Annotated in this window: 19 protein-coding genes; 10 read left to right on the top strand and 9 right to left on the bottom strand. The window is 60.4% G+C overall.

Annotation, left to right across the window (positions count from 1 at the left end; translation table 11 throughout):
- Positions 1 to 244: 244 nt before the first annotated feature.
- The 3 genes from emhC to emhA are packed head-to-tail and all read right to left on the bottom strand — an operon-like array spanning position 245 to position 6,015.
- A complete protein-coding gene (emhC, locus tag JFT91_RS28795) occupies positions 245 to 1,705 on the bottom strand; it encodes an efflux RND transporter outer membrane subunit EmhC (protein ID WP_201227644.1) in 1,461 nt (486 codons plus the stop codon).
- Positions 1,702 to 4,854 carry an efflux RND transporter permease subunit EmhB gene (gene emhB / locus JFT91_RS28790; protein ID WP_201227643.1) on the bottom strand — a complete coding sequence of 1,051 codons (3,153 nt, stop codon included), beginning with the start codon at positions 4,852 to 4,854 and terminating at the stop codon, positions 1,702 to 1,704. The genes emhC and emhB overlap by 4 nt, the downstream gene beginning before the upstream one ends.
- Positions 4,855 to 4,857: 3 nt before the next feature.
- Positions 4,858 to 6,015: an efflux RND transporter periplasmic adaptor subunit EmhA gene (gene emhA, locus JFT91_RS28785; RefSeq protein ID WP_201227642.1), complete on the bottom strand. Its 1,158-nt coding sequence runs from the start codon at positions 6,013 to 6,015 to the stop codon at positions 4,858 to 4,860.
- Positions 6,016 to 6,281: 266 nt separating this feature from the next.
- Between emhA and emhR the strand changes: the two genes are divergently transcribed.
- Positions 6,282 to 6,914, top strand: a complete 633-nt coding sequence (emhR, locus tag JFT91_RS28780) for an efflux system transcriptional repressor EmhR (protein WP_103307022.1) — start codon at positions 6,282 to 6,284, stop codon at positions 6,912 to 6,914.
- Positions 6,915 to 7,136: 222 nt separating this feature from the next.
- Here the strand turns inward: emhR and JFT91_RS28775 are convergent, their stop codons facing one another.
- Genes JFT91_RS28775 through JFT91_RS28765 form a run of 3 tightly spaced genes read right to left on the bottom strand, consistent with a single transcriptional unit; the run spans position 7,137 to position 9,718 of the window.
- The gene (locus JFT91_RS28775; protein WP_201149686.1) at positions 7,137 to 8,186 is read right to left on the bottom strand and encodes an alkene reductase; all 1,050 of its coding nucleotides are present in this window, start codon (positions 8,184 to 8,186) and stop codon (positions 7,137 to 7,139) included.
- 28 nt (positions 8,187 to 8,214) lie between these two features.
- Positions 8,215 to 9,381 carry an MFS transporter gene (locus tag JFT91_RS28770; protein WP_201227640.1) on the bottom strand — a complete coding sequence of 389 codons (1,167 nt, stop codon included), beginning with the start codon at positions 9,379 to 9,381 and terminating at the stop codon, positions 8,215 to 8,217.
- A gap of 34 nt (positions 9,382 to 9,415) precedes the next feature.
- Entirely contained in the window at positions 9,416 to 9,718 is a 303-nt protein-coding gene (locus JFT91_RS28765; protein WP_008080109.1) for an ArsR/SmtB family transcription factor, read from the bottom strand.
- A 170-nt stretch (positions 9,719 to 9,888) separates the two neighbouring features.
- Between JFT91_RS28765 and JFT91_RS28760 the strand changes: the two genes are divergently transcribed.
- Positions 9,889 to 10,473: an acyl carrier protein phosphodiesterase gene (locus JFT91_RS28760; protein WP_201234607.1), complete on the top strand. Its 585-nt coding sequence runs from the start codon at positions 9,889 to 9,891 to the stop codon at positions 10,471 to 10,473.
- Between the two features lie 106 nt (positions 10,474 to 10,579).
- Here JFT91_RS28760 and JFT91_RS28755 read toward each other — a convergent pair whose 3' ends face one another.
- Both JFT91_RS28755 and olsB read right to left on the bottom strand, forming a co-directional pair.
- Positions 10,580 to 11,374 (bottom strand): lysophospholipid acyltransferase family protein, encoded by a 795-nt coding sequence (locus tag JFT91_RS28755; RefSeq protein ID WP_201227638.1) that lies wholly within the window; start codon positions 11,372 to 11,374, stop codon positions 10,580 to 10,582.
- Positions 11,374 to 12,129, bottom strand: a complete 756-nt coding sequence (gene olsB / locus JFT91_RS28750; RefSeq protein ID WP_141129409.1) for an L-ornithine N(alpha)-acyltransferase — start codon at positions 12,127 to 12,129, stop codon at positions 11,374 to 11,376. The genes JFT91_RS28755 and olsB overlap by 1 nt, the downstream gene beginning before the upstream one ends.
- A 153-nt stretch (positions 12,130 to 12,282) precedes the next feature.
- On the opposite strand from olsB, the gene JFT91_RS28745 reads away from it, so the two are divergent.
- From JFT91_RS28745 to JFT91_RS28725, 5 genes are all read left to right on the top strand, one after another.
- Positions 12,283 to 13,161 (top strand): acyl-CoA dehydrogenase middle domain-containing protein, encoded by an 879-nt coding sequence (locus JFT91_RS28745; RefSeq protein ID WP_201234605.1) that lies wholly within the window; start codon positions 12,283 to 12,285, stop codon positions 13,159 to 13,161.
- Positions 13,162 to 13,328: 167 nt separating this feature from the next.
- Positions 13,329 to 14,408: a serine hydrolase domain-containing protein gene (locus JFT91_RS28740; RefSeq protein ID WP_201234603.1), complete on the top strand. Its 1,080-nt coding sequence runs from the start codon at positions 13,329 to 13,331 to the stop codon at positions 14,406 to 14,408.
- Complete coding sequence (locus tag JFT91_RS28735; protein WP_201227635.1) at positions 14,405 to 14,701, top strand: amidase; 297 nt, start codon at positions 14,405 to 14,407, stop codon at positions 14,699 to 14,701. Before JFT91_RS28740 ends, JFT91_RS28735 begins: the two co-directional genes overlap by 4 nt.
- Before the next feature lie 232 nt (positions 14,702 to 14,933).
- Positions 14,934 to 15,524 (top strand): YceI family protein, encoded by a 591-nt coding sequence (locus tag JFT91_RS28730; protein WP_201227634.1) that lies wholly within the window; start codon positions 14,934 to 14,936, stop codon positions 15,522 to 15,524.
- Between the two features lies 1 nt (position 15,525).
- Positions 15,526 to 16,683, top strand: coding sequence for a phospholipase D-like domain-containing protein (locus JFT91_RS28725; protein ID WP_201227633.1), 1,158 nt, complete (start codon positions 15,526 to 15,528; stop codon positions 16,681 to 16,683).
- A gap of 141 nt (positions 16,684 to 16,824) precedes the next feature.
- Here the strand turns inward: JFT91_RS28725 and bglX are convergent, their stop codons facing one another.
- Entirely contained in the window at positions 16,825 to 19,116 is a 2,292-nt protein-coding gene (gene bglX / locus JFT91_RS28720; protein WP_201227632.1) for a beta-glucosidase BglX, read from the bottom strand.
- A gap of 261 nt (positions 19,117 to 19,377) precedes the next feature.
- On the opposite strand from bglX, the gene JFT91_RS28715 reads away from it, so the two are divergent.
- The 3 genes from JFT91_RS28715 to JFT91_RS28705 are packed head-to-tail and all read left to right on the top strand — an operon-like array spanning position 19,378 to position 21,399.
- On the top strand, positions 19,378 to 19,986 hold the full coding sequence (locus JFT91_RS28715; RefSeq protein WP_201227631.1) for a LemA family protein: 609 nt from the start codon (positions 19,378 to 19,380) through the stop codon (positions 19,984 to 19,986).
- A gap of 13 nt (positions 19,987 to 19,999) precedes the next feature.
- A complete protein-coding gene (locus tag JFT91_RS28710; RefSeq protein WP_201234602.1) occupies positions 20,000 to 20,749 on the top strand; it encodes a TPM domain-containing protein in 750 nt (249 codons plus the stop codon).
- Between the two features lie 32 nt (positions 20,750 to 20,781).
- Positions 20,782 to 21,399, top strand: a complete 618-nt coding sequence (locus JFT91_RS28705) for a TPM domain-containing protein (RefSeq protein WP_201234601.1) — start codon at positions 20,782 to 20,784, stop codon at positions 21,397 to 21,399.
- Positions 21,400 to 21,439: the final 40 nt, after the last annotated feature.

Below are 21,439 nucleotides of genomic sequence, written 5' to 3'. Positions count from 1 at the left end.
GGGCGCGGATGTTCGGATTCAATTGGGAAAAGCGGGTTTTGGGCGATTATCGAACGCAAGATTGAACCGGGTTTTGTGGTGAATTTCAGAACCCTTTCGCGAGCAGGCTCGCTCCCACATTTGGAATGCGTTCCCCTGTGGGAGCGAGCCTGCTCGCGAAGGGGGCAGACCAGACAACACTACTTTCTGACAGGCAACAAAAAGCCCACCAATCGGTGGGCTCCTTGTATTCAGCAGATGATGATCAGAACAGCTTCATCTTCGGTGCTTCTTCTTTCAGCGGTTCGTTCTGCGCGGTTTGCGCATTCCAGCCGCCACCCAATGCCTTGTACAGGTTGACCGCACTGGTCAGCTGCGCGAGGCGGTCGGTGATCAGCGCTTGTTGGGCGCTGAACAACTGACGCTGGGCGTCGAGGAAGGTCAGGTTGCTGTCGACACCGATGCGGTAACGACGCTCGGCCAAGCGGTAGTAATCCTGGTTGGCCTGCACGAAGTCACGTTGCGCTTGCAACTGTTCGGTGTAGGTCTGACGCGCGGCGAGGCCGTCGGCGACTTCCTGGAAGGCCGTTTGAATGGACTTCTCGTAGTTCGCCACATCAATGTCTTTCTGGATCTTCGCCGCGTCGAGGCTGGCGCGCAGGCTGCCGGCGTTGAAGATCGGCAGGTTGATCTGCGGCGAGAACAGCCACGTCCCCGAACCACCCTTGAACAGACCGGACAGGTCCGGGCTCAAGCTACCCGCGTTGGCGGTCAGGCTGATGCTCGGGAAGAACGCTGCACGCGCCGCACCGATGTTGGCGTTGGCGGCTTTCAGGTTGTACTCGGCCTGGAGGATGTCCGGACGACGCTGCAGCAGGTCCGATGGCAGACCGGCCGGCACGTCGCTGAGCAGGTCGTCAGCCAGCGGTTTGGCCGCTTGCAGGTTGGCCGGGATACCGGTGCCGAGCAGCAGGGTCAGGCTGTTTTCGTCCTGAGCCACCTGGCGGGTGTATTTGGCCAGTTGTGCACGGGCGTTTTCCACCGACGTACGCGACTGCGCCAGATCCAGTGCCGAGGCGACACCGACTTCGTTGCTGCGGCTGGTCAGCTTGTAGCTTTCTTCAAAGGCACCGAGGGTGTCTTGAGTCAGCTTGAGCAGTTCCTTGTCCGCTTGCCAGGTCAGATAAGCATTGGCGACGCTGGCGACCAGACTGATCTGGGTGCTGCGACGGGCTTCTTCCGTGGCGAAGTATTGTTGCAACGCTTGTTCGCTCAGGCTGCGAACCCGACCGAACAGGTCGAGTTCGTAGGCGCTGATGCCGACAGTCGCGGAGTAGGAGCTGGTGATGCCCGCTTCACCGGTCTGCGAGGCACGCGCCGGAACCCGTTGACGGCTGCCGCTGGCATTGGCCGAAACCGCCGGGAACAGGTCGGCACGCTGGATGCGGTATTGAGCCGCGTAAGCGTCGATGTTCAGCGCCGCGACACGCAGGTCGCGGTTGTTTTCCAGCGAAACCTGGATCAGCTGTTGCAGGGCCGGGTCATGGAAAAACTGCTTCCAGCCCTGCTCGGCAGCGGCCTGCGCCGGTGCTTGGGCCGGCGAGTACGCCGGCCCCTGCGGGTACTGGCCTGCGACCGGAGCCTCAGGCTGCTGATAATCAGGTATCAGCGAGCAACCGCTCAGCACGAAGGCGGCGACTGCGATGGAGAGTAGCGACTTGCTCATTGGCCAGCCTCTTTAGGAGTTTCTTTAGTGTCGCCTTCCTGGTCGGCATTCTTGCGCTGACCGATGGACGAAACCGTGACGAAGAACAGTGGGACCCAGAAGATCGCCAGGATCGTGGCTGTGAGCATACCGCCAATCACGCCCGTACCGATCGCATGTTGACTGCCCGAACCGGCGCCGGTGGAGATCGCCAACGGTACAACACCGAGGACGAAGGCCAGCGATGTCATGATGATCGGTCGCAGACGCATGCGGCAGGCTTCGATCGCCGCGTCACGCAGGCTGCGTCCCTGTTCATGCAGTTCCTTGGCGAATTCGACGATCAGAATGGCGTTTTTAGCTGCCAGACCGATGGTCGTCAACAGGCCCACCTGGAAGTACACGTCGTTGGACAGACCGCGCAGGCTGGTGGCCATCAGAGCACCAATGATCCCCAGCGGCACCACGAGCATGACCGCGATCGGAATCGACCAGCTTTCATACAACGCCGCCAGACACAGGAACACCATCAGCAGCGACAGGGCGTACAGCGCTGGGGCTTGCGAGCCGGACAGACGTTCCTCGTAGGACAGACCGGTCCAGGAGATACCGACACCGGCCGGCAACTTCTTGGCAATCGCTTCGACTTCGGCCATCGCTTCACCGGTGGAATAACCCGGCGCCGGAGAACCGAGCACCTCCATCGCTTCCACGCCGTTATAACGGGCCAGTTTCGGCGAACCGTAGATCCACTCGCCCTTGGCGAAGGCGGAGAACGGCACCATGGTCCCGACGTTGTTGCGCACGTACCACTTCTTCAAGTCTTCAGGGCTCATGCGAGCACCGGCCTGACCTTGCACGTAAACCTTCTTCACCCGACCACGGTCGATGAAGTCGTTGACGTAGCTACTACCGAAGGAGATCGACAGCGTGCTGTTGATGTCGGAGAGGCTCAAGCCAAGGGCCTGGGCTTTCTCGTCATCGATTTCCAGATGGTATTGCGGCTCGTCGTTCAAGCCGTTCGGACGCACCTGATAGAGCACTTTGCTCTGCGCTGCCAGACCGAGGAACTGGTTGCGCGCTTCCATCAGTTTTTCGTGACCGATACCGGCACGATCCTGCAGGAACACGTCGAAACCTGTGGCGTTACCCAACTCCAGTACGGCTGGCGGAGCGAAGGCAAACACCATCGCATCGCGGAAACTGAAGAAGTGTTGCTGGGCACGCTGCGCCAGGGCAAACACGCTGTTGCCCGCGTCACGCTCGCCCCACGGTTTGAGCATGATGAACGCCAGACCCGAACTCTGACCACGACCGGCGAAGTTGAAGCCGTTCACGGTGAACACCGAGGACACGGCACCCGCTTCTTTATCCAGCAGGTAGGAACGCATCTCGTCGATCACCACTTGGGTGCGTTCGGCGCTGGAGCCGGCCGGGGTTTGCACCTGAGCGAACAATACGCCCTGGTCTTCTTCCGGCAGGAATGCAGTTGGAATGCGGGTGAACAGCCAGATCATGCCGACGACGATCAGCAAGTACGCCAGCAGATACGGCGCCTTGCGTTGCAGCATGTTGCCAACACCGCGCTCATAGCTTCTGACACCGCGGTCGAAGTTACGGTTGAACCAGCCGAAGAAACCTTTTTTCGGCGTACCGTGCTCACCTTTCGCAATCGGTTTGAGCATGGTGGCGCACAGCGCCGGGGTGAAGATCAGTGCAACCAGTACCGACAGGGCCATGGCCGAGACGATGGTGATCGAGAACTGCTTGTAGATCACACCGGTGGAGCCGCTGAAGAACGCCATCGGCAGCAATACCGCCGACAGAACAAGGGCGATACCGACCAGTGCGCCCTGGATCTGGCCCATGGACTTTTTCGTTGCTTCCTTCGGTGACAGGCCTTCCTCGGCCATCACCCGCTCGACGTTTTCCACCACGACGATGGCGTCGTCCACCAGCAAACCGATGGCCAGCACCATACCGAACATGGTCAGGGTGTTGATGCTGAAACCGGCGGCGGCGAGGATGCCGAATGTACCGAGCAATACCACCGGCACGGTCATCGTGGTGATGACGGTAGCGCGGAAGTTCTGCAGGAACAGGAACATCACCAGGAACACCAGCACGATCGCTTCGACCAGGGTTTCAACCACGCCCTTGATCGACTCGGTCACTACCGGAGTGGTGTCATACGGGAACACCACTTCCATGCCTTGCGGGAAGAACGGCTTGAGGTCGTCAATCGTCTTGCGCAGCGCTTTGGCGGTGTCGAGAGCGTTGGCACCGTTGGCCAGTTTTACCGCCAGACCGGAAGCCGGGCTGCCGTTGAACTGGGCGGAAATGCTCGAGTTCTCACCACCCAGGCCGACATCAGCGACATCGCCGACACGTACCTGCGAACCGTCCTGGTTGACCTTCAGCAGAATCGCCTTGAACTGCTCGGCAGTTTGCAGACGGGTCTTGCCGATAATCGTGGCGTTCAGTTGCTGGCCAGGCAGCGCCGGCAAACCGCCGAGCTGACCGGACGAGACTTGAACGTTCTGCGCCGAGATCGCGGTGCTGACGTCAGACGGGGTCAGGTTGTACTTGTTCAACTTGGCCGGGTCGAGCCAGATACGCATTGCGTACTGGGCACCGAAGACCTGGAAGTCACCGACACCGGCAGTCCGCGAGATCGGATCCTGCATGTTCGACACGATGTAGTTGGACAGGTCGTCCTTGTTCATGCTGCCGTCGCGCGACACCACGCCGATCACCAGGAGGAAGTTCTTCACTGCCTTGGTTACACGGATACCTTGTTGCTGCACTTCCTGCGGCAACAGCGGGGTGGCCAGGTTCAGCTTGTTCTGAACCTGTACCTGCGCGGTGTCGGAGTTGGTGCCTTGCTCGAAGGTCGCGGTGATGGTCATGCTGCCGTCGGAGTTACTTTCCGAGGACACATAACGCAGGTTGTCGATACCGTTGAGCTGCTGCTCGATCACCTGGACCACGGTGTCCTGCACGGTTTGCGCCGAAGCGCCCGGGTAGGTCACGGAGATCGCAATGGCCGGTGGCGCAATGCTCGGGTACTGGTTGATCGGCAATTTCAGGATCGAAAGTGCCCCGACCAGCATGATCACCAGGGCAATTACCCAGGCGAAAATCGGACGGTCGATGAAGAATTTTGACATGAGTTACTCCCCTTTGCCGCCAGCGGCTTTGTCAGCTGCCTGAGCGGGGGCCGGGTTCTTTTTGCCCACGTTGGTGGCTTCGGTCGGATTCACCTGCACACCTGGGCGCACGTATTGCAGCCCTTCGGTGATCAGACGATCGCCCGCTTTCAAGCCGTCTTCGATCAGCCACTGGCTGCCGACGGTGCGGCTGGCCTTGAGCTGACGCAGCTCGACCTTGTTGTCGGCGCCGACGACCAGAGCGGTCGGCGTGCCTTTGAGGTCGCGAGTCACGCCTTGCTGCGGTGCCAGAATGGCGGCAGCGTTGACGCCTGCCTGCAACTGGGCGCGGACGAACATGCCCGGCAGCAGGGTGTGATCCGGGTTCGGGAACACCGCACGCAGGGTCACCGAGCCGGTAGTCGGGTCAACCGTCACTTCGGAGAATTCCAGCTTACCGTCGAGTTTGTACAGACTGCCGTCTTCCAGCGTCAGCTTGACCGCTGCCGAGTTGTCGCCGGATTTCTGCAGGCGGCCGCTTTCCAGCTCGCGGCGCAGTTCCAGCAGCTCAACCGAGGATTGCGTCACGTCGACGTAGATCGGGTCCAGCTGCTGGATCACGGCCATGGCGTCGGTCTGGCCGTTGCTGACCAAGGCACCTTCAGTGACCGAAGAACGGCCAATGCGCCCGGAGATCGGCGCGTAAACCTTGGTGTAACGGACATTGATCTGCGCGCTCTGCAAGGACGCTTCCGATTGCAGACGGTTGGACACGGCAGTGTCGTATTCCTGACGGCTCACGGCCTGCTCATCGACCAGTTGCTTGTAGCGATCAGAGATCGACTTGGTCGAACGCAGGTTGGCTTCGGCGCTTTTCAGCGTTGCTTCATAGACCGACGGATCGATCTGATACAGCTGTTGGCCGGCTTTGACATCGCCGCCTTCCTTGAACAGACGCTTGAGGATGATGCCGTTGACCTGTGGTCGCACTTCCGCGATGCGGAATGCACTGGTGCGACCCGGCAGTTCCGACGTGAGGGTGAAGGCTTGTGGTTGCAGGGTGACGACGCCGACCTGAGGAGGCGGAGCGGCCGGTGCCGCTTCTTCCTTTTTACATCCGCTGAGCAGCGATGCCAGGGCGACGGCAGTGACCAGAGCGGTAACAGCTGGCTTGAATTGCATGAAGATCCTCGGGTCAGGCGCGCAAAAAGCGCACAAGAAGTGTGGAAGGGTAAAAAAATGCTGCCGGGTGGATAAGTAGCTTGCTAAGGAATATACTTACGTTCATGGTTGTTTGTAAATACCTTGGCTTCGTACCCACCCTGTTACAAAAGTCGTTGCAAGGTTAGAAATTGTAGGCCGGGGAACCGATTCACGAGAGATCGCCCCCTCTTTATTCAGCGGATATTCAGCCATCCCTGAAACATCCTGTTTGAGGTTTTACTGCCATGGTCCGTCGTACCAAAGAGGAAGCTCAAGAAACTCGCAGCCAGATCCTGGAAGCGGCAGAGAAAGCCTTTTATGAAAGGGGCGTCGCTCGTACGACGTTGGCGGACATCGCGACCATGGCCGGTGTCACCCGGGGCGCTATCTATTGGCATTTCAGCAACAAGGCCGATCTGGTCCAGGCCATGCTCGACAGCCTGCATGAGCCGCTGGATGAGCTGGCCAAGGCCAGTGAGAGCGAGGACGAACTCGATCCGTTGGGCTGCATGCGCAAATTGCTGATTCATTTGTTTCATCAAGTTGCGCTGGACCCGAAAACCCGGCGTATCAACGAAATTCTGTTTCATAAGTGCGAGTTCACCGATGAAATGTGCGATCTGCGCCAGCAGCGCCGGGCGGCCAGTCTCGATTGCAATCTGCGTATCGGGCTGACCCTGCGTAATGCGGTGAATCGCGGCCAGTTGCCGGAAGATCTCGACACTGCCCGTGCGGCCATCAGCATTCATGCTTATATCGATGGCCTTCTGTATGGATGGCTTCTGGCGCCGGACAGCTTTGAGCTGCATGCCGAGGCCGAGCGTTGGGTCGATACAGGGTTGGATATGCTGCGCCTGAGCCCCAGCCTGCGCAAATGAAACAAAATGCGTAATTGGCACAGCTTATGTCAATTGGCCTGCTTTTATATACGTTCGCGGTGCGGGAGTTTATACGTAGCGAGCTACGCATTTTGTAGGGAATTTGTGTCGTCTGTGTGAATGAGTGTTGGCCGCTGGCCCTGAGCGCCGCCCAACAAAAAAGCCCCCGACTCTCACAAGTCGGGGGCTTTTGCGTTTCTGCTGCCTTGTACTGAATAGCGCTTACAGCGTCGGGTAGTCGATATAACCGACCGGGCCTTTCGCGTAGAACAGCTCCGGACGCGCATCATTCAACGGCGCATCCGCCTTCAAACGAGCTGGCAGGTCCGGGTTGGCAATGAATGGCACACCGAAGGCGACGGCGTCAGCCTTGCCGCTGGCCAGCCATGCATTGGCGCTGTCCTTGGTGAATTTTTCGTTGGCGATGTACGGGCCGCCGAAAGCTTCTTTCAATTGTGGGCCGAGGCTGTCAGCGCCTTCTTTCTCGCGGGAGCAGATGAACGCGATGCCGCGTTTGCCCAGCTCACGAGCAACGTAGGTGAAGGTTTCCGCCAGGTTGTCATCGCCCATGTCGTGGGAGTCTGCGCGTGGTGCCAGGTGCACACCAACACGGCCAGCGCCCCAGACTTCGATCGCTGCGTCAGTCACTTCCAGCAGCAGGCGTGCACGGTTTTCCAGGGAGCCGCCGTAGTTGTCGGTGCGCTGGTTGGTGCTGCTCTGCAGGAACTGGTCGAGCAGGTAACCGTTGGCGCCGTGGATTTCCACGCCGTCGAAACCGGCTGCTTTGGCGTTCTCGGCACCGGTGCGGTAGGCGTCGACGATGTCGGCGATCTCAGCGGTTTCCAGTGCCCGCGGGGTTGGGTAGTCGGCCATTGGACGCACCAGGCTGACGTGACCTTTAGGCTGGATGGCGCTCGGCGCAACCGGCGCTTCACCGTTCAGGTACGACGGATGAGAAACCCGGCCGACGTGCCACAGTTGCAGGAAGATCTTGCCGCCAGCGCCGTGAATGGCTTTGGTTACGTTGGACCAGCCGCGCACTTGATCGTTGGACCAGATGCCCGGAGTGTCAGGGTAGCCGACGCCCATTGGCGTGACCGAAGTGGCTTCGCTGAGGATCAGGCCGGCGGAGGCACGTTGTACGTAGTACTCGGCCATCAGTGCGTTTGGCACGCGCCCTTCGTCAGCGCGGCAGCGGGTCAGCGGCGCCATGATGATGCGGTTGGCCAGCTCGACGTCGCCCAGTTTGATCGGATCGAAAATAGTTGCCATGTCTACAACCCTCGTAAGTGAAAATTAATCAGTTGGTAGCAGGGGCCAGATCGGCATCGCCGTTCTGACGGAAAGTAATCAGCGTCACCAGCAGGGCGAGCACCGCGAGGGCCGCCGCTGCGAGCGGCACACTGGTCAGGCCGAAGCCATGGGCGATGACGCTGCCGCCGACCCAGGCGCCGAGGGCGTTGCCGACGTTGAACGCGCCGATGTTCAGGGTCGAGACCAGGTTCGGCGCAGCTTTGCCGAAGGTCACGACGTTGATTTGCAGCGCCGGCACGGCGGCGAACGAGGCGGTGGCCCAGAGGAACAGGGTGATTTCAGTCGGGATCAGCGCGACGCTCGTCCAGCTCAGCACGGTGGACACCACTGCCATCGCCACGAAAACGCCGATCAGGGTGGCGCCGAGGCGCTTGTCGGCCAGTTTGCCGCCGATGATGTTGCCGACGGTCAGGCCGAGGCCGATCAGCAGCAGGGTCCAGGTCACGCCTTTTGGCGAAACACCAGTGACATCGCCGAGCAGCGGTGCGACGTAGGTAAAGAGAGTGAACATCGACGCGGCGAACAGAGCGGTCATGCTCAGCGACAACCAGATCCCCGCGCCTTTGAGGGCCGCCAGTTCGGCGCGCATGTCGAGTTTCTCCTCATCACGCTTGGCCGGCAGGAAGCGGATCAGGCCGATCAGCGCGATCACACCAATGACCGTCACCGCCCAGAAGGTCGAACGCCAGCCGGCTTCCTGACCCAGCGCGGTGCCCAGTGGCACGCCGAGAACGTTGGCCAGGGTCAGACCGGTGAACATCAAAGCCACTGCCGAAGCACGTTTGTTGGCTGGCACCAGATTGGCCGCCACCACCGAACCGATCCCGAAGAAGGCACCGTGGCACAGCGCGGTGACTACCCGGGCGATCATCAATACGTTGTAATCACTGGCCAGTGCGCAGAGCAGGTTGCCGACAATGAAAATGCCCATCAATGCCACCAGTGCTGCCTTGCGCGGCAACTTCGCGGTGGCCAGTGCCATGAACGGCGCACCGATGGCCACGCCCAGGGCATACCCGGTCACCAGCCAGCCAGCGCCGGGGATCGATACACCGAGGTCGGCCGCCACATCAGGCAGCAAGCCCATGATGACGAATTCGGTGGTGCCGATGGCGAAAGCGCTCAAGGCGAGTATGAGAAGCGAAAGGGGCATGCGGGGTTCCTTGTCGGCTGGCTGACGTTAAGGGTCAGAGCTCTTTACTGAGGGTGCTGAGGAACGCCTGAATCACGTCCTCGTTACGTTTGAAAAAATGCCACTGCCCCGCCTTCTGGCTGCTGATCAGGCCGGCGCGTTGCAGCGTCGCCAGATGCGCGGAAACGGTCGACTGCGACAGGCCGCAGCGTTGGTCGATCTGTCCGGCACAAATGCCGTACTCGTGGTTGTGCAGCTGTTCTGGAAACTCGGCTTTGGGGTCTTTCAACCAGTTGAGAATGTCTCGTCGTACTGGATGCGCCAGGGCTTTTATTATTTCGTCGAGGTCAAGGTTCATGGCTGGGTGCTCGTGATGTGTACAACGCTATATCGCGATGAGGCGAACTTTAAATCGGTATTTCGCGATATACCAATATGATTTTGATCTGACGGCAGAACAAATCGGTATATCGGGTTATAACGATATGATGGTGTGAGGATTGCAGGGCGCGGTGCTAAGCTGCGCCCATGAACTATCTCGCACATTTGCACCTCGGTGGCCAGCGCCCCGGTCAATTACTCGGCAGCCTGTATGGCGATTTCGTCAAAGGTCGGCTGCAAGGGCAGTTTGCGCCGGAGGTGGAAGCGGCCATTCAACTGCATCGACGGATTGACGTATTCACCGATCGCCATCCGTTGGTGGACATCGCATTGGGGCGATTTACCGAGACACGGCGGCGTTACGCCGGGATCGTCATCGATGTGTTTTTCGACCATTGCCTGGCGCGGGACTGGCGGTTGTACGCCGATCAACCGCTGGAGGTCTTTACCGCTGACGTTTATCGGGTGCTGACCCATGAACGGCAGTTGCCCGAGCGACTGGCGAAGATTGCGCCGCACATGGTGGCCAATGACTGGCTGGGTTCGTACCAGGAGTTTGAAGTGCTGGAGCAGGTGCTGCGCGGGATCTCGCGGCGGTTGAGCCGACCGGAGGAACTGGCGGGGGCGATGCACGAGTTGCGGCGGTTGTATGAGCCGCTCAGTGAAGACTTCCGGCTCTTCTACCCACAACTCCAGGACTTCGCACAAAACCACGAATCACTGAAGATCTAAATGTGGGAGCGAGCTTGCTCGCGAAGGCGGCGTCTCGTTCAGCATGTATGTTGGCTGAGACACCGCTTTCGCGAGCAGGCTCGCTCCCACAGGGGATGTGTTGTTTTCAGGCGGCGATCAGTGCGCCTGCGCGACGTGGTTCGGCCGGTTTCGCCACTTCGCCAAACAACGCTTTCTGCACCGCCTGCTGCGCCTCGAACGCCAGCGCCGCGCGCTCGCGGCCCTGGCAGGCCATCGGCTTGAGCAGGTGCACTTCGACATCGCCACAATCATTGCTGAACAGACGCATCAGGTGCGACAACAAGTCATCGTCACCTATGAACGGCGCCAGCGTATCGATCTCGCCATCGCGCAGATAACGAATCGCCACCGGTTGCAGCATTACCTCGGAATCAATCGCCGCCGCCAGCAAGCGACCATGAAAGGTGCGCAGCGAACGGCCGTCGGTGGTGGTGCCTTCCGGGAACATCAGCAGCGCATGTTCGGTTTGCAGGTGACGGGTCATCTGCTTGCGGATCAACTGGCTGTCGCCTGAACCGCGACGAATGAACAAGCTGCCAGCCTTGGCCGCGAGCCAACCGGCCACCGGCCAGGTGCGCACTTCGGCTTTGGACAGAAACGACAGCGGCGTGAGCATGCCCAGCAGCGGAATATCAGTCCACGACACATGGTTGCTGACCCACAGCATGGGCTGTTTCGGCAGCTCGCCGTGCACGCTTACTCTAAAGGGCAGGGCGTTGCTCAGGCGCGCCATGAAGAAGCGCGACCAGCGCTGACGGCGTTCCATCGAATGTGCGAGGCCAATGCGTTCAAATACGCCGAAGACGCTGGCCATGGTCAATCCCAGCGACACCACCAACAGCACTCGCGCGATTCGCGCGTACACCCGCAGCCGGCTCATTACACGGCCGCCTTGAAGTGCTTGGCGTAACGCGGGCAGAGTTCGTCGCGCTTGAGCAGGATGAACACGTCGGCGACCTGGAAGTCTTCATCCCAGCATGGCTCGCCGCAGATCTTCGCGCCCAAGCGCATATAAGCCTTGAGCAGCGGTGGCATTTCAGCGATGACGTTGGAGGGAATATCCAGCGTCGGCAGCGGCTTTTTCGGCTCGGCGCGCAGGTGTTCGGTGCACAGATAACGTTCGCGCAGGCGCTGCATGATTGCGTGGGCCTGAATGCCACCGTCCTGCATCGGAATGCTCGCGCAACCCATCAAATAACTGTAGCCACCCTGATTCAGCACTTCGGCGAGCTCGCCCCACAGCACCGCAATCGTTCCGCCGTTACGGTAGGCCGGATCGACGCAGGTACGACCGATTTCGAGGATCGGGCCTTGCAGATGCGCCAATCCATGCAAACTGAATTCTTCTTCGCTGTAGAACTTGCCGAGGCTGCTGGCGGCGGTGTGATCGAGCAGACGGGTGGTCGCTACCAAGCGGCCAGTGTTCAAGTCACGCACGCCGATGTGGCTGCAGTGAACATCATAATCATCCATGTCCAGACCCAGTTCCGCGCCCTTCAGCTTGGCGTTGAACTCGCCGCTGAAGACGTTGAATCGCAAAGCCTGGGCTTGCTGCAAGGCCTCGGCGCCGATCAGGCGTTCGGCTTGCAGGCGGCGTTCATTGCCGGTGTCGCTGATGCGGGCGATCTGAGTCATGTGAATCTCCGTACGGGCCTTTAACCCGTCGTGGGTTGCAGCCGATCGACTTTCTTTATGCAGCCGTGTTGTGCAAAGTCAGGCTATGTAGCCCCGGTGTCATCGCCATGAACGTTCGGTGATGCTTATATGACAGCCCACGAGGAGCCTCTTATGCCCTGGCCAGATCTGCTGCAAAGTCGCCAACGATTGCCCGCCGTCGCTGACCTTGCCGAGGGGTTTGCGACGTTGCTGCATCAACTGGGCAGCGTCACGCCGTTCGAGTTGGCGGTGGCGGGTGGGCGGCGGATGGCGACGCCGGGCTTGGCGTTTCTGGTCGGTTATCAAGCGGCGTTGCGCATGTTGTGGCCGAGTGCGCCGCTGAGCCTGGGCGCGTTGTGTGCGACCGAACAGCGCAGTCTGCGACCTGCCGACATGCACACGCGGTTGACCGATTTACGGTTGAGTGGCCGCAAGGATTTCGTCACCGCTGGCGATGCCGCGGACTGGTTGTTGATTGCTGCGCGCAGTGAAGAGCCCGGTGCAACGCCGCGTTTGAGTCTGGCCGTGGTGTATCCCGGCGAACCCGGTGTCACGGTGGAAAAACTGCCGGCACTGCCGTTGATGCCGGAGATCAGTCATGGTCGGTTGCACCTTGATGGCGCGTTGTGCGAGTTGCTCGCCGGCGATGGTTGGGACGCTTACGTGAAGCCGTTTCGCACCCTTGAAGATGTCTATGTGTTGAGCGCGATGACGGCGTGGTTGTATGGCGTCGGGCAGGACAGCGATTGGCCACAGGCGCTGCAATTGCGTTTGCTGGCGCTGTTGGCCGGATGCGCCGAGGCCAGTCGGCAACCGCCGAACAATCCGGCTGGGCATGTGTTGTTGGCTGGGTTGTTTGCGCAGTTCGAATCGTTGAAACCGGAGATCGATCAAGTGTTGGCCGGCGGCAATCCGGAGTGGGCGGCGATGTGGCAGCGCGATCAGTCGGTGATGCAACTGGCTTCGGGGGCCAGGGCCAAGCGGCTGGCCAAGGCCTTGGCGCAGGCCTGACCGGCCTCTTCGCGAGCAGGCTCGCTCCCACAGTTAACCGAGTTTCTTCAGTTGGAATGCGATCAAACTGTAGGAGCGAGCCTGCTCGCGAAGGCGGCCTCAACATCACCACACATCTGTCATCTACTGCGACTACCCTCAGCAGGTTCTCCCCTAGAGCCCTCACCATGTTCAAAGGCCTGTCCCTGTTTCTGCTGCTGATCAGCTTCACGGTTCAAGCCTCCAATGAGCAGTGGCCCGGCGAGCAATGGTCGGTCGGCCCTCAGATCAAGGTGATTAAAGACCTTGAGGCCTACGCCTTCCCTCCGCGCGATGACAACACCCGCCAAGGCATCCGCACCGATGCGCTGCTGATCATCCGCGACGGCCAGATCATCTACGAGCGCTACGCCGGCCCAACCAGCGCGCAAACCCCACACCTGACCTGGTCGATCAGCAAAAGCCTGATGGCCGCCGTCCTCGGTGTGGCGTACGGCGAAGGCCTGTTCAAACTCGAAGATCCCGCTGCAAAGTTCTACCCGCCACTGGCTAAACACCCGGAGATAAAGATCGCCGACCTGCTGCACTGGGCCTCCGGCATCGACTGGCAAGAAGACTACGAATATGCGCCGCTGAAATCCTCGGTGGTGGCGATGCTCTACACCCGTGGTCATCGCGATATGGCCGCGTTCACTGCCGAGCACGACAGTTATGCCACGCCGGGGCAGGCGTTCCGTTACTCCAGCGGCGACAGCAATCTGCTCGCCGCCGCACTGAAAAACATCGTTGGCCCGCAGCGCTATCCCGACTATCCGTGGGCTGCTTTGTTTGAGCCTTTGGGCATTCGTCACGCCGTGTGGGAAACCGATGCCAACGGCACCTTTGTCGCCTCGTCTTATGCCTATCTCTCTGCGCGGGATCTGGCGCGGGTCGGGCTGCTGATGGCTCGTGATGGACGCTGGGATGACCAGCAGTTGCTGCCCAAGGATTGGGTGGCGTTCAACCTGACACCCTTCAAGGGTTACAAGGCCCATCAGGACGAAGCCGTGCCCGGCGGACAGTGGTGGCTCAATCGAGCGGTAGATGGCGCGGAGTCTCCGTGGCCCGAGGCGCCGCCCGATACCTTCGCTGCCCTCGGCCATTGGGGGCAGGCGCTGTATGTGATTCCCAGCGAGAAACTGGTGATCGTGCGTTATGGCGATGATCGCGATGGCAGCTACCGACATAACGAGTTGCTCAAACGTGTGCTGAAGGCGGTGCGGCCATGAAGCGCTTTTTGCTGTTGCTGCTAGTTCTTCTGCTGGGCTGGATTGTCTACGAACGTGAAAATTTGTGGGCCTTCCCGGACATCATCAGCGCCTACACCGCCAAGGAATATTGTTCGTGCCGCTACGTGATGAACAACGATGCCAAGTATTGCCGTGGCTACGTAAAACAATGGCTGCCAACCAGCGCATTCACCGATGACCCCGCCAGTAAAACCATCACCGTCAGCGGCATGGGGCGCAGCCACCGCGCCCAGTGGCAAAGCGAACGCCAGGGCTGCCGCCTCAATCCCTGATCACACCCAATCCCTGTGGTGAGGGGATTTATCCCCGATGGGCTGCGAAGCGGCCCCAGCAGTGTGTCATTCAGAACCAATCCTCAGGTTTGCGACTGCTGCGCAGCCGGTCGGGGATAAATCCCCTCACCACAAGACTTCACCGGCAGATAGATAGGTGGTGATTGAAAGTTTGCATAAACGCCACGTCCGGTTAAGGTTCGTGCAGGTTTATCGCCCCCACGAGTCCTCAATGTTCAACCGCTCCCTCATTGCATCCCTGTCCAGCCTGCTGCTGGCCGCCGTCGCGCTGCCGGTGCAAGCCAATTGGTATCTCGACGGCGAGTCATCGCGGCTGTCGTTCGTCAGCACAAAAAACGCCAATATTTCCGAGGTGCAGCGCTTTCTGGTGCTGCACGGCAAGGTCGACCCCGACGGTCGCGCCGAAGTCGAAGTCGAGCTGGACTCGATCAACAGCGGCATCCCCCTGCGCGACGAGCGCATGCGCAAAGAGCTGTTCCAGATTGAGCAATTCCCCGAAGCGACCATCACCACGCAAATCGATCTGCGCCCGATCAACGACCTGGCCCCCGGCGCGCAACTTGAACTGCGCCTGCCGCTGACCGTAAACCTGCACGGCAAACAACATCAATACCCGGCAGAGCTGTTGGCGACCCGCCTCGATGACCGACGCTTTCAAGTGGTGACGCTGGAGCCAGTGGTGCTCAACGCCGAGGATTTCGACCTCGCGCCGGGGCTGGAAAACTTGCGCAAACTGGCCGGTTTGTCGGCCATCAGTCTGTCGGTGCCGGTGGGTGCGGTGCTGATCTTCACGGCGCGCTGACATGCGCGGCGCGGTGTTCCCGTGGCGTGACGGCAACCGGTTCGAGTTATTGATCGACGGCCCGCAATTCTTCCCGCGCATGCTTGAGCAGATTCTCGGCGCCCAGGAGCAGATAGAGCTTGAGCTGTACCTGGTCGAGGCCGGCGCCTGTGCCGAAACCATCGTGCAGGCGCTGGTGGTGGCCGCCGAGCGGGGCGTGCGCGTGCGTTGCCTGTTCGATGATTACGGCAGTCTCGCGTTTACCCTCACGCTGCGTCAGCGCCTGGTCAATGCCGGGGTCGAACTGCGTTTCTACAATCGGCTGAACTGGCGGCGCTGGGTCGGTAATTTCTATCGTGATCACCGCAAGTTGCTGCTGATCGATCAGCGTCTGGCGATGGTTGGCGGCACTGGCGTTACCGATGAGTTCTGGACGCCGGGCCACGACACCAGCGAATGGCACGAAGTGATGGTCGAGATCAGCGGCCCGCTGGTGATCGACTGGCAATTGCTGTTCGACCGCCAATGGATCGCCAACCGCTATCGTCGTGCCTGGCGCCCGGCCGCGCATTTTGGGCTGCCGCGCTTACCGCGCACGCCGGACAAGGGCGAAGGCATGGGCCGCGTGGCTTACGCTGATGCCCGCCAGCATCGGGATATTCTGCAATCGCTGTTCCGCGCCTTGAACAGCGGGCAGCAACGCATCTGGATGGCCACGCCGTATTTCCTGCCAACCTGGAAAATTCGCCGCTCACTGCGCAAGGCGGCCGCGCGCGGTGTCGACGTACGCTTATTGCTGACCGGGCCGCGCACCGATCACCCGTCAGTGCGTTACGCCGGGCATCGCTATTACCCGCGCCTGCTCAAGGCCGGAGTACAGATCTTCGAATACCAGCCGTGTTTCCTGCACCTGAAAATGGTGCTGGTGGACGATTGGGTGAGCATCGGTTCGTGCAACTTCGATCACTGGAATTTGCGCTTCAATCTGGAGGCGAACCTGGAGGCACTGGACCCGTCGTTGACGGCAGCGGTGCAAGCGAGTTTTGTGAAGGACTTCGGGCTGAGCCAGTTGGTGAGTCTGGAGGCGTGGCAGCGCCGGCCGTTGTGGCGGCGGGTGAAGCAGCGGATCTGGGGCTGGGTGGATCGGGTGGTGGTCAATATCCTCGACCGCCGCGGCTAAAGATCGATTTTGAATACACCCTGAACCAATGTGGGAGCGAGCCTGCTCGCGAAGGCGGTGTGCCAGTCAGCAATTGTTTATCTGAATGACCGCTTTCGCGAGCAGGCTCGCTCCCACAGGTGTTTTGCGGTGTGCTCGCTGTTACAGCAACTCGAAGCTCTGCTGCGTCACGTCCTGCGAATCCAGGCCGATCTGCACGTTGAACTTGCCAGGTTCGGCCGCGTATTTGAGCTGGGCGTTGTAGAACTTCAAGTCATCCTCGCTGATGGTGAAGTGCACGACTTTCTGTTCGCCAGCCTTGAGCAGGATTTTCTGGAAGTTCTTCAGTTCTTTCACCGGGCGGATCATCGAGCCGGTGACGTCCTGAATGTACAACTGCACCACGGTTTCGCCGTCCCGCTTGCCGGTGTTTTTCACCATGACGCTGGCGTCGAGCTTGCCGGTGGCGTTCAGCGTGGTCGACGACAGCGCCATGTCGCTCAGGGCAAAGTCGGTGTAGCTCAGACCATAACCGAACGGGAACAGCGGCCCAGTCGTGTCATCGAAATACTGCGAGGTGTAGTTGCCCGGCTTGCCCGGTGTAAACGGCCGGCCAATGCTCAGGTGGTTGTAGTACGTCGGGATCTGGCCCACGGAACGCGGGAACGTCACCGGCAGTTTGCCCGACGGGTTGTAGTCGCCGAACAGCACGTCGGCGATGGCGTTGCCGCCCTCGGTGCCGCTGAACCAGGTTTCCAGAATCGCGTCAGCCGACTGGTTCTCTTCAAGAATGGTCAGTGGACGGCCGTTCATCAACACCAGCACCAACGGCTTGCCGGTGGCCTTCAGGGCGCGGATCAACTCACGCTGGTTTTCCGGAATGTTCAGGTCGGTGCGGCTGGAGGACTCGTGCGACATGCCACGGGATTCGCCCACCGCGGCAACGACAACGTCAGCCTCTTTGGCGGCTTTTACCGCTTCGTCGATCAGCACGTTGGCGGGGCGAGGATCATCGACCACTTCCGGTGCATCGAAGTTGAGGAAGTTCAGGTAATCGAGGACTTTCTTGTCGCTGGTGATGTTGGCGCCACGGGCGTAGATCAGGTTCGATTTGTCACCGATCACCGAACTCATGCCATCGAACAGAGTGACCGACTGCGCCGGTTTACCCGCTGCAGCCCAACTGCCCATCATGTCGATCGGTGCCTTGGCCAACGGGCCGACCAGCGCGATTTTCGCCGATTTCTTCAGCGGCAGGGTTTCGTTCTGGTTCTTCAGCAGGACCAGACTGCGGCGCGCCACTTCGCGTGCGTCGGCGCGGTGCAGACGGCTTTCGGCGTAGGTGTCGGCCGGATCATCTTCAGCCTTGCCGATGCGCAGGTACGGATCCTTGAACAAGCCCATGTCGTACTTGGCCGCGAGCACTTCGCGCACCGCGTTGTCGATGTCTTGCTGTTCGATCTCGCCGGACTTGAGCAGCCCCGGCAGCTCTTTGCCGTACAGGGTGTCGTTCATGCTCATGTCGATGCCGGCCTTGATCGCCAGCTTCGCCGCTTCACGACCGTCGCGAGCGACGCCGTGCTTGATCAGTTCGAAGATCGCACCGTGGTCGCTGACCGCCAGGCCCTTGAAGCCCCAGTCCTTGCGCAGCAGATCGTTCATCAGCCAGGTGTTGGCGGTGGCCGGAATGCCGTTGATCGAGTTCAGTGCGACCATCACGCCGCCCGCGCCAGCGTCAATCGCGGCGCGGTAGGGTGGCAGGTAGTCCTGATACATTTTCACCGGGCTCATGTCGACGACGTTGTAGTCGCGACCACCTTCAACGGCGCCGTACAGGGCGAAATGCTTGACGCTGGCCATGATGCTGTCGGCCGCGCTCGGTGTGGCGCCCTGATAGGCGCGAACCATGACCCCGGCAATGCGCGAGGTCAGATAGGTGTCTTCACCGAAACCTTCGGAGCTGCGGCCCCAGCGCGGATCGCGGGAGATGTCGACCATTGGCGCGAAGGTAATGTCGAGGCTGTCGGCGGCGGCTTCTTTGGCGGCGACGCGGCCGGACTGACCGATCGCGTCCATGTCCCAGCTCGACGCCAGTGCCAGTGGAATCGGGAAAATTGTCCGGTGACCGTGGATCACGTCATAGGCGAAAAACATCGGGATCTTCAGACGGCTGCGCATCGCCGCGTCTTGCATCGGCCGGTTTTCCGGGCGGGTGATCGAGTTGAACGTGCCACCGATGTTACCGGCGGCGATCTCTTTGCGGATCAACTCGCGGGGCATTTCCGGGCCGATGCTGATCAGGCGCAACTGGCCGATCTTCTCGTCGAGGGTCATTTGATTCATCAGGTTGCTGATGAACGCGTCCTTGTTTTCCAGGGGTACCGGGGTCGTGGCGGCCAATACTTGATGACTGGCCAGGCTGACGAACAGACCCAGCAAACACAGCTTCTTCATGAATATTTTTCTCAAGGGCCCAAGCGGCGATGAAACACCGGCCAGCCAAAATTTAGGGAGCGACTATTGTTGTTCGGGTGCAGGCTCAAAAACACCGAGCCAAAAACGACAGCCGACACTCGGCAGCGTGAACGCGCAGGGCACTTTTTAGCCCATTGGCCCGTCGCAATCCAGTGGCGGGGCCGATTATGCCCCAAGAGACGGCTGCGAATGTTTCGCGCTCGATTTTTATAATGAAATGTGTCAGGGAGCATCACTGCGATGAATGTCAGTCCAACCCACCGCTCGCGTTTGCAGGTCGCCACGTTGTTGCTGCTGGCGACGCTGTTGACTGCGTGTGGCATCAACAATATTCCGACCCTCGATGAGCAGGCGAAAGCGGCGTGGGGCCAGGTGCAAAACCAGTATCAGCGCCGCGCCGACCTGATTCCCAATCTGGTGGAGACGGTGAAGGGTTATGCCAAGCATGAAGAGGAAACCCTGACGGCGGTGATCGAGGCGCGAGCGAAGGCGACGTCGATTCAGGTCGATGCCAGCACCCTCGACAACCCGGAAAAGCTCAAGCAGTTCCAGCAGGCGCAGGATCAGTTGACCGGCGCGTTGAGCCGTTTGATGGTGGTCTCCGAGCGTTATCCGGATTTGAAGGCCAACCAGAACTTTCTCGCCCTGCAATCACAGCTTGAGGGCACCGAAAACCGTATCGCCGTGGCGCGACGCGATTTCATTCTGGCGGTGCAGAAATACAACACCGAAATCCGCACCTTCCCCGGTCGCCTCTGGCATAGCGTGATGTACAGCGACCTGCCGATTCGCGCGACCTTCGAGGCCACCACACCCGGCGCAGAAAAAGCCCCGGAAGTGAAATTCTGATCCGGGGTTGCCCATGCGTGTGTTGAAAGTGGGGCTGGTGCTGATGCTGTGGTTGTTCGCCGCCAGCGCTCAGGCCGAGTTGACGTTCCCGGCGCTGAGCGGTCGGGTGGTGGACGCAGCGCAGATGATCGAGCCGTCGGTGCGCGCGCAGCTGAGCCAGCAGTTGCAGGCGCACGAGCAGGCGACCGGCGAGCAATTGGTCGTGGTCACGCTGCCGGATCTGCAAGGCACCACCATCGAGGATTACGGCGTTCAACTCGGCCGACACTGGGCCATCGGTCAGAAGGACAAGAACAACGGCGCGCTGCTGATCGTCGCCCGTGACGAGCGCAAAGTGCGCATCGAGGTCGGTTATGGCCTGGAAGACCGGCTGACTGATGCGCAGACCTCGGTGATCATCCATCAAGTCATCACGCCCGCGTTCAAGACCGGCAACTTCAGCAAAGGCATCAGCGACGGTGTCGCGGCGATGCTGGTGGTGCTGGGCGGCAATCCGCTGGACGAGCCGTCGACGGTGTATGAATCGAACGGTGATCCTGCCGATGATTTCATCTCGCGGCATCCGGGTTTGTTCGTGCTTTTACTGATGTTGTTCATCCTGGCCGTGTTTGTCTTCCAGATGCTCGGTATCCTTCCCGCCGGCCGGGGCGGCTCCGGTGGTGGCGGTTTCGGCGGTGGAGGTTTCGGTGGCGGCGGTGGAGGCGGGGGCTTCAGCGGCGGCGGGGGCAGTTTCGGCGGCGGCGGTTCGTCCGGCGGCTGGTGAGTACATAACAACAATGATCAGGCACTTTCGACATGGCATTACTGAGTGAGCACGAACAACGCAAAGTCGCCGAGGCGATTGCCCGGGTCGAGCGCGACACCGACGCCGAACTGGTGACGGTGCTGGCCGCGCGCGCCGACGACTACGCGTACATCCCGCTGTTGTGGGCCAGCCTGCTGGCGCTGATGGTGCCGGGGATCGTGCACTACCTGACCGGTTGGTTGACCCTGCACAACCTGCTGCTGGTGCAATGGGGCACGTTCATTGTGTTGTGCCTGCTGTTTCGCCTACCGCAGATCACCCCCCATCTGGTCCCGCGCCGTGTGCGCCACTGGCGCGCGTCGAACCTGGCGCGACGGCAGTTCCTCGAGCAGAACCTGCATCACACGGTGGGCAGTACCGGCATGCTGATTTTTGTCTGCGAGGCGGAAAGGTACGTGGAGATTCTGGTGGATGAGGGGATTTCCAGTCGTTTGGACAACAAGAGTTGGGATGCGATTGTCGCGGCGTTTACCGAGCAGGTCAGGCAAGGGCGCACGCTGGAAGGGTTTGTGCAGTGTGTCGAGGCGTGTGGGGAGTTGTTGAAGGTGCATGTGCCGGTGACGCAGGTGAGGAATGAGTTGCCGAATCGGTTGGTGGTGTTGGCCTGATCATCAGTTCCCTGTGGCGAGGGGATTTATCCCCGTTGGG

This window comes from Pseudomonas sp. TH08 (assembly GCF_016651275.1).
Classification (GTDB): domain Bacteria; phylum Pseudomonadota; class Gammaproteobacteria; order Pseudomonadales; family Pseudomonadaceae; genus Aquipseudomonas.
Note: the sequence above shows the minus strand (reverse complement) of the source record. Positions and strands in the feature narration are given on the sequence as shown.

What these genes read in the sequence shown, in the direction of transcription:
- JFT91_RS28710 (WP_201234602.1), top strand. Translation starts at nt 20,000, where the DNA reads ATGCGTGTGTTGAAAGTGGGGCTGGTGCTGATGCTGTGGTTGTTCGCC.
- bglX (WP_201227632.1), bottom strand. Translation starts at nt 19,116, where the DNA reads ATGAAGAAGCTGTGTTTGCTGGGTCTGTTCGTCAGCCTGGCCAGTCAT.
- JFT91_RS28775 (WP_201149686.1), bottom strand. Translation starts at nt 8,186, where the DNA reads ATGGCAACTATTTTCGATCCGATCAAACTGGGCGACGTCGAGCTGGCC.
- emhC (WP_201227644.1), bottom strand. Translation starts at nt 1,705, where the DNA reads ATGAGCAAGTCGCTACTCTCCATCGCAGTCGCCGCCTTCGTGCTGAGC.
- JFT91_RS28725 (WP_201227633.1), top strand. Translation starts at nt 15,526, where the DNA reads ATGCGCGGCGCGGTGTTCCCGTGGCGTGACGGCAACCGGTTCGAGTTA.
- JFT91_RS28755 (WP_201227638.1), bottom strand. Translation starts at nt 11,374, where the DNA reads ATGAGCCGGCTGCGGGTGTACGCGCGAATCGCGCGAGTGCTGTTGGTG.
- JFT91_RS28715 (WP_201227631.1), top strand. Translation starts at nt 19,378, where the DNA reads ATGAATGTCAGTCCAACCCACCGCTCGCGTTTGCAGGTCGCCACGTTG.
- JFT91_RS28765 (WP_008080109.1), bottom strand. Translation starts at nt 9,718, where the DNA reads ATGAACCTTGACCTCGACGAAATAATAAAAGCCCTGGCGCATCCAGTA.
- emhB (WP_201227643.1), bottom strand. Translation starts at nt 4,854, where the DNA reads ATGTCAAAATTCTTCATCGACCGTCCGATTTTCGCCTGGGTAATTGCC.
- JFT91_RS28730 (WP_201227634.1), top strand. Translation starts at nt 14,934, where the DNA reads ATGTTCAACCGCTCCCTCATTGCATCCCTGTCCAGCCTGCTGCTGGCC.
- JFT91_RS28735 (WP_201227635.1), top strand. Translation starts at nt 14,405, where the DNA reads ATGAAGCGCTTTTTGCTGTTGCTGCTAGTTCTTCTGCTGGGCTGGATT.
- olsB (WP_141129409.1), bottom strand. Translation starts at nt 12,129, where the DNA reads ATGACTCAGATCGCCCGCATCAGCGACACCGGCAATGAACGCCGCCTG.
- JFT91_RS28705 (WP_201234601.1), top strand. Translation starts at nt 20,782, where the DNA reads ATGGCATTACTGAGTGAGCACGAACAACGCAAAGTCGCCGAGGCGATT.
- JFT91_RS28745 (WP_201234605.1), top strand. Translation starts at nt 12,283, where the DNA reads ATGCCCTGGCCAGATCTGCTGCAAAGTCGCCAACGATTGCCCGCCGTC.
- emhR (WP_103307022.1), top strand. Translation starts at nt 6,282, where the DNA reads ATGGTCCGTCGTACCAAAGAGGAAGCTCAAGAAACTCGCAGCCAGATC.
- JFT91_RS28770 (WP_201227640.1), bottom strand. Translation starts at nt 9,381, where the DNA reads ATGCCCCTTTCGCTTCTCATACTCGCCTTGAGCGCTTTCGCCATCGGC.
- emhA (WP_201227642.1), bottom strand. Translation starts at nt 6,015, where the DNA reads ATGCAATTCAAGCCAGCTGTTACCGCTCTGGTCACTGCCGTCGCCCTG.
- JFT91_RS28760 (WP_201234607.1), top strand. Translation starts at nt 9,889, where the DNA reads ATGAACTATCTCGCACATTTGCACCTCGGTGGCCAGCGCCCCGGTCAA.
- JFT91_RS28740 (WP_201234603.1), top strand. Translation starts at nt 13,329, where the DNA reads ATGTTCAAAGGCCTGTCCCTGTTTCTGCTGCTGATCAGCTTCACGGTT.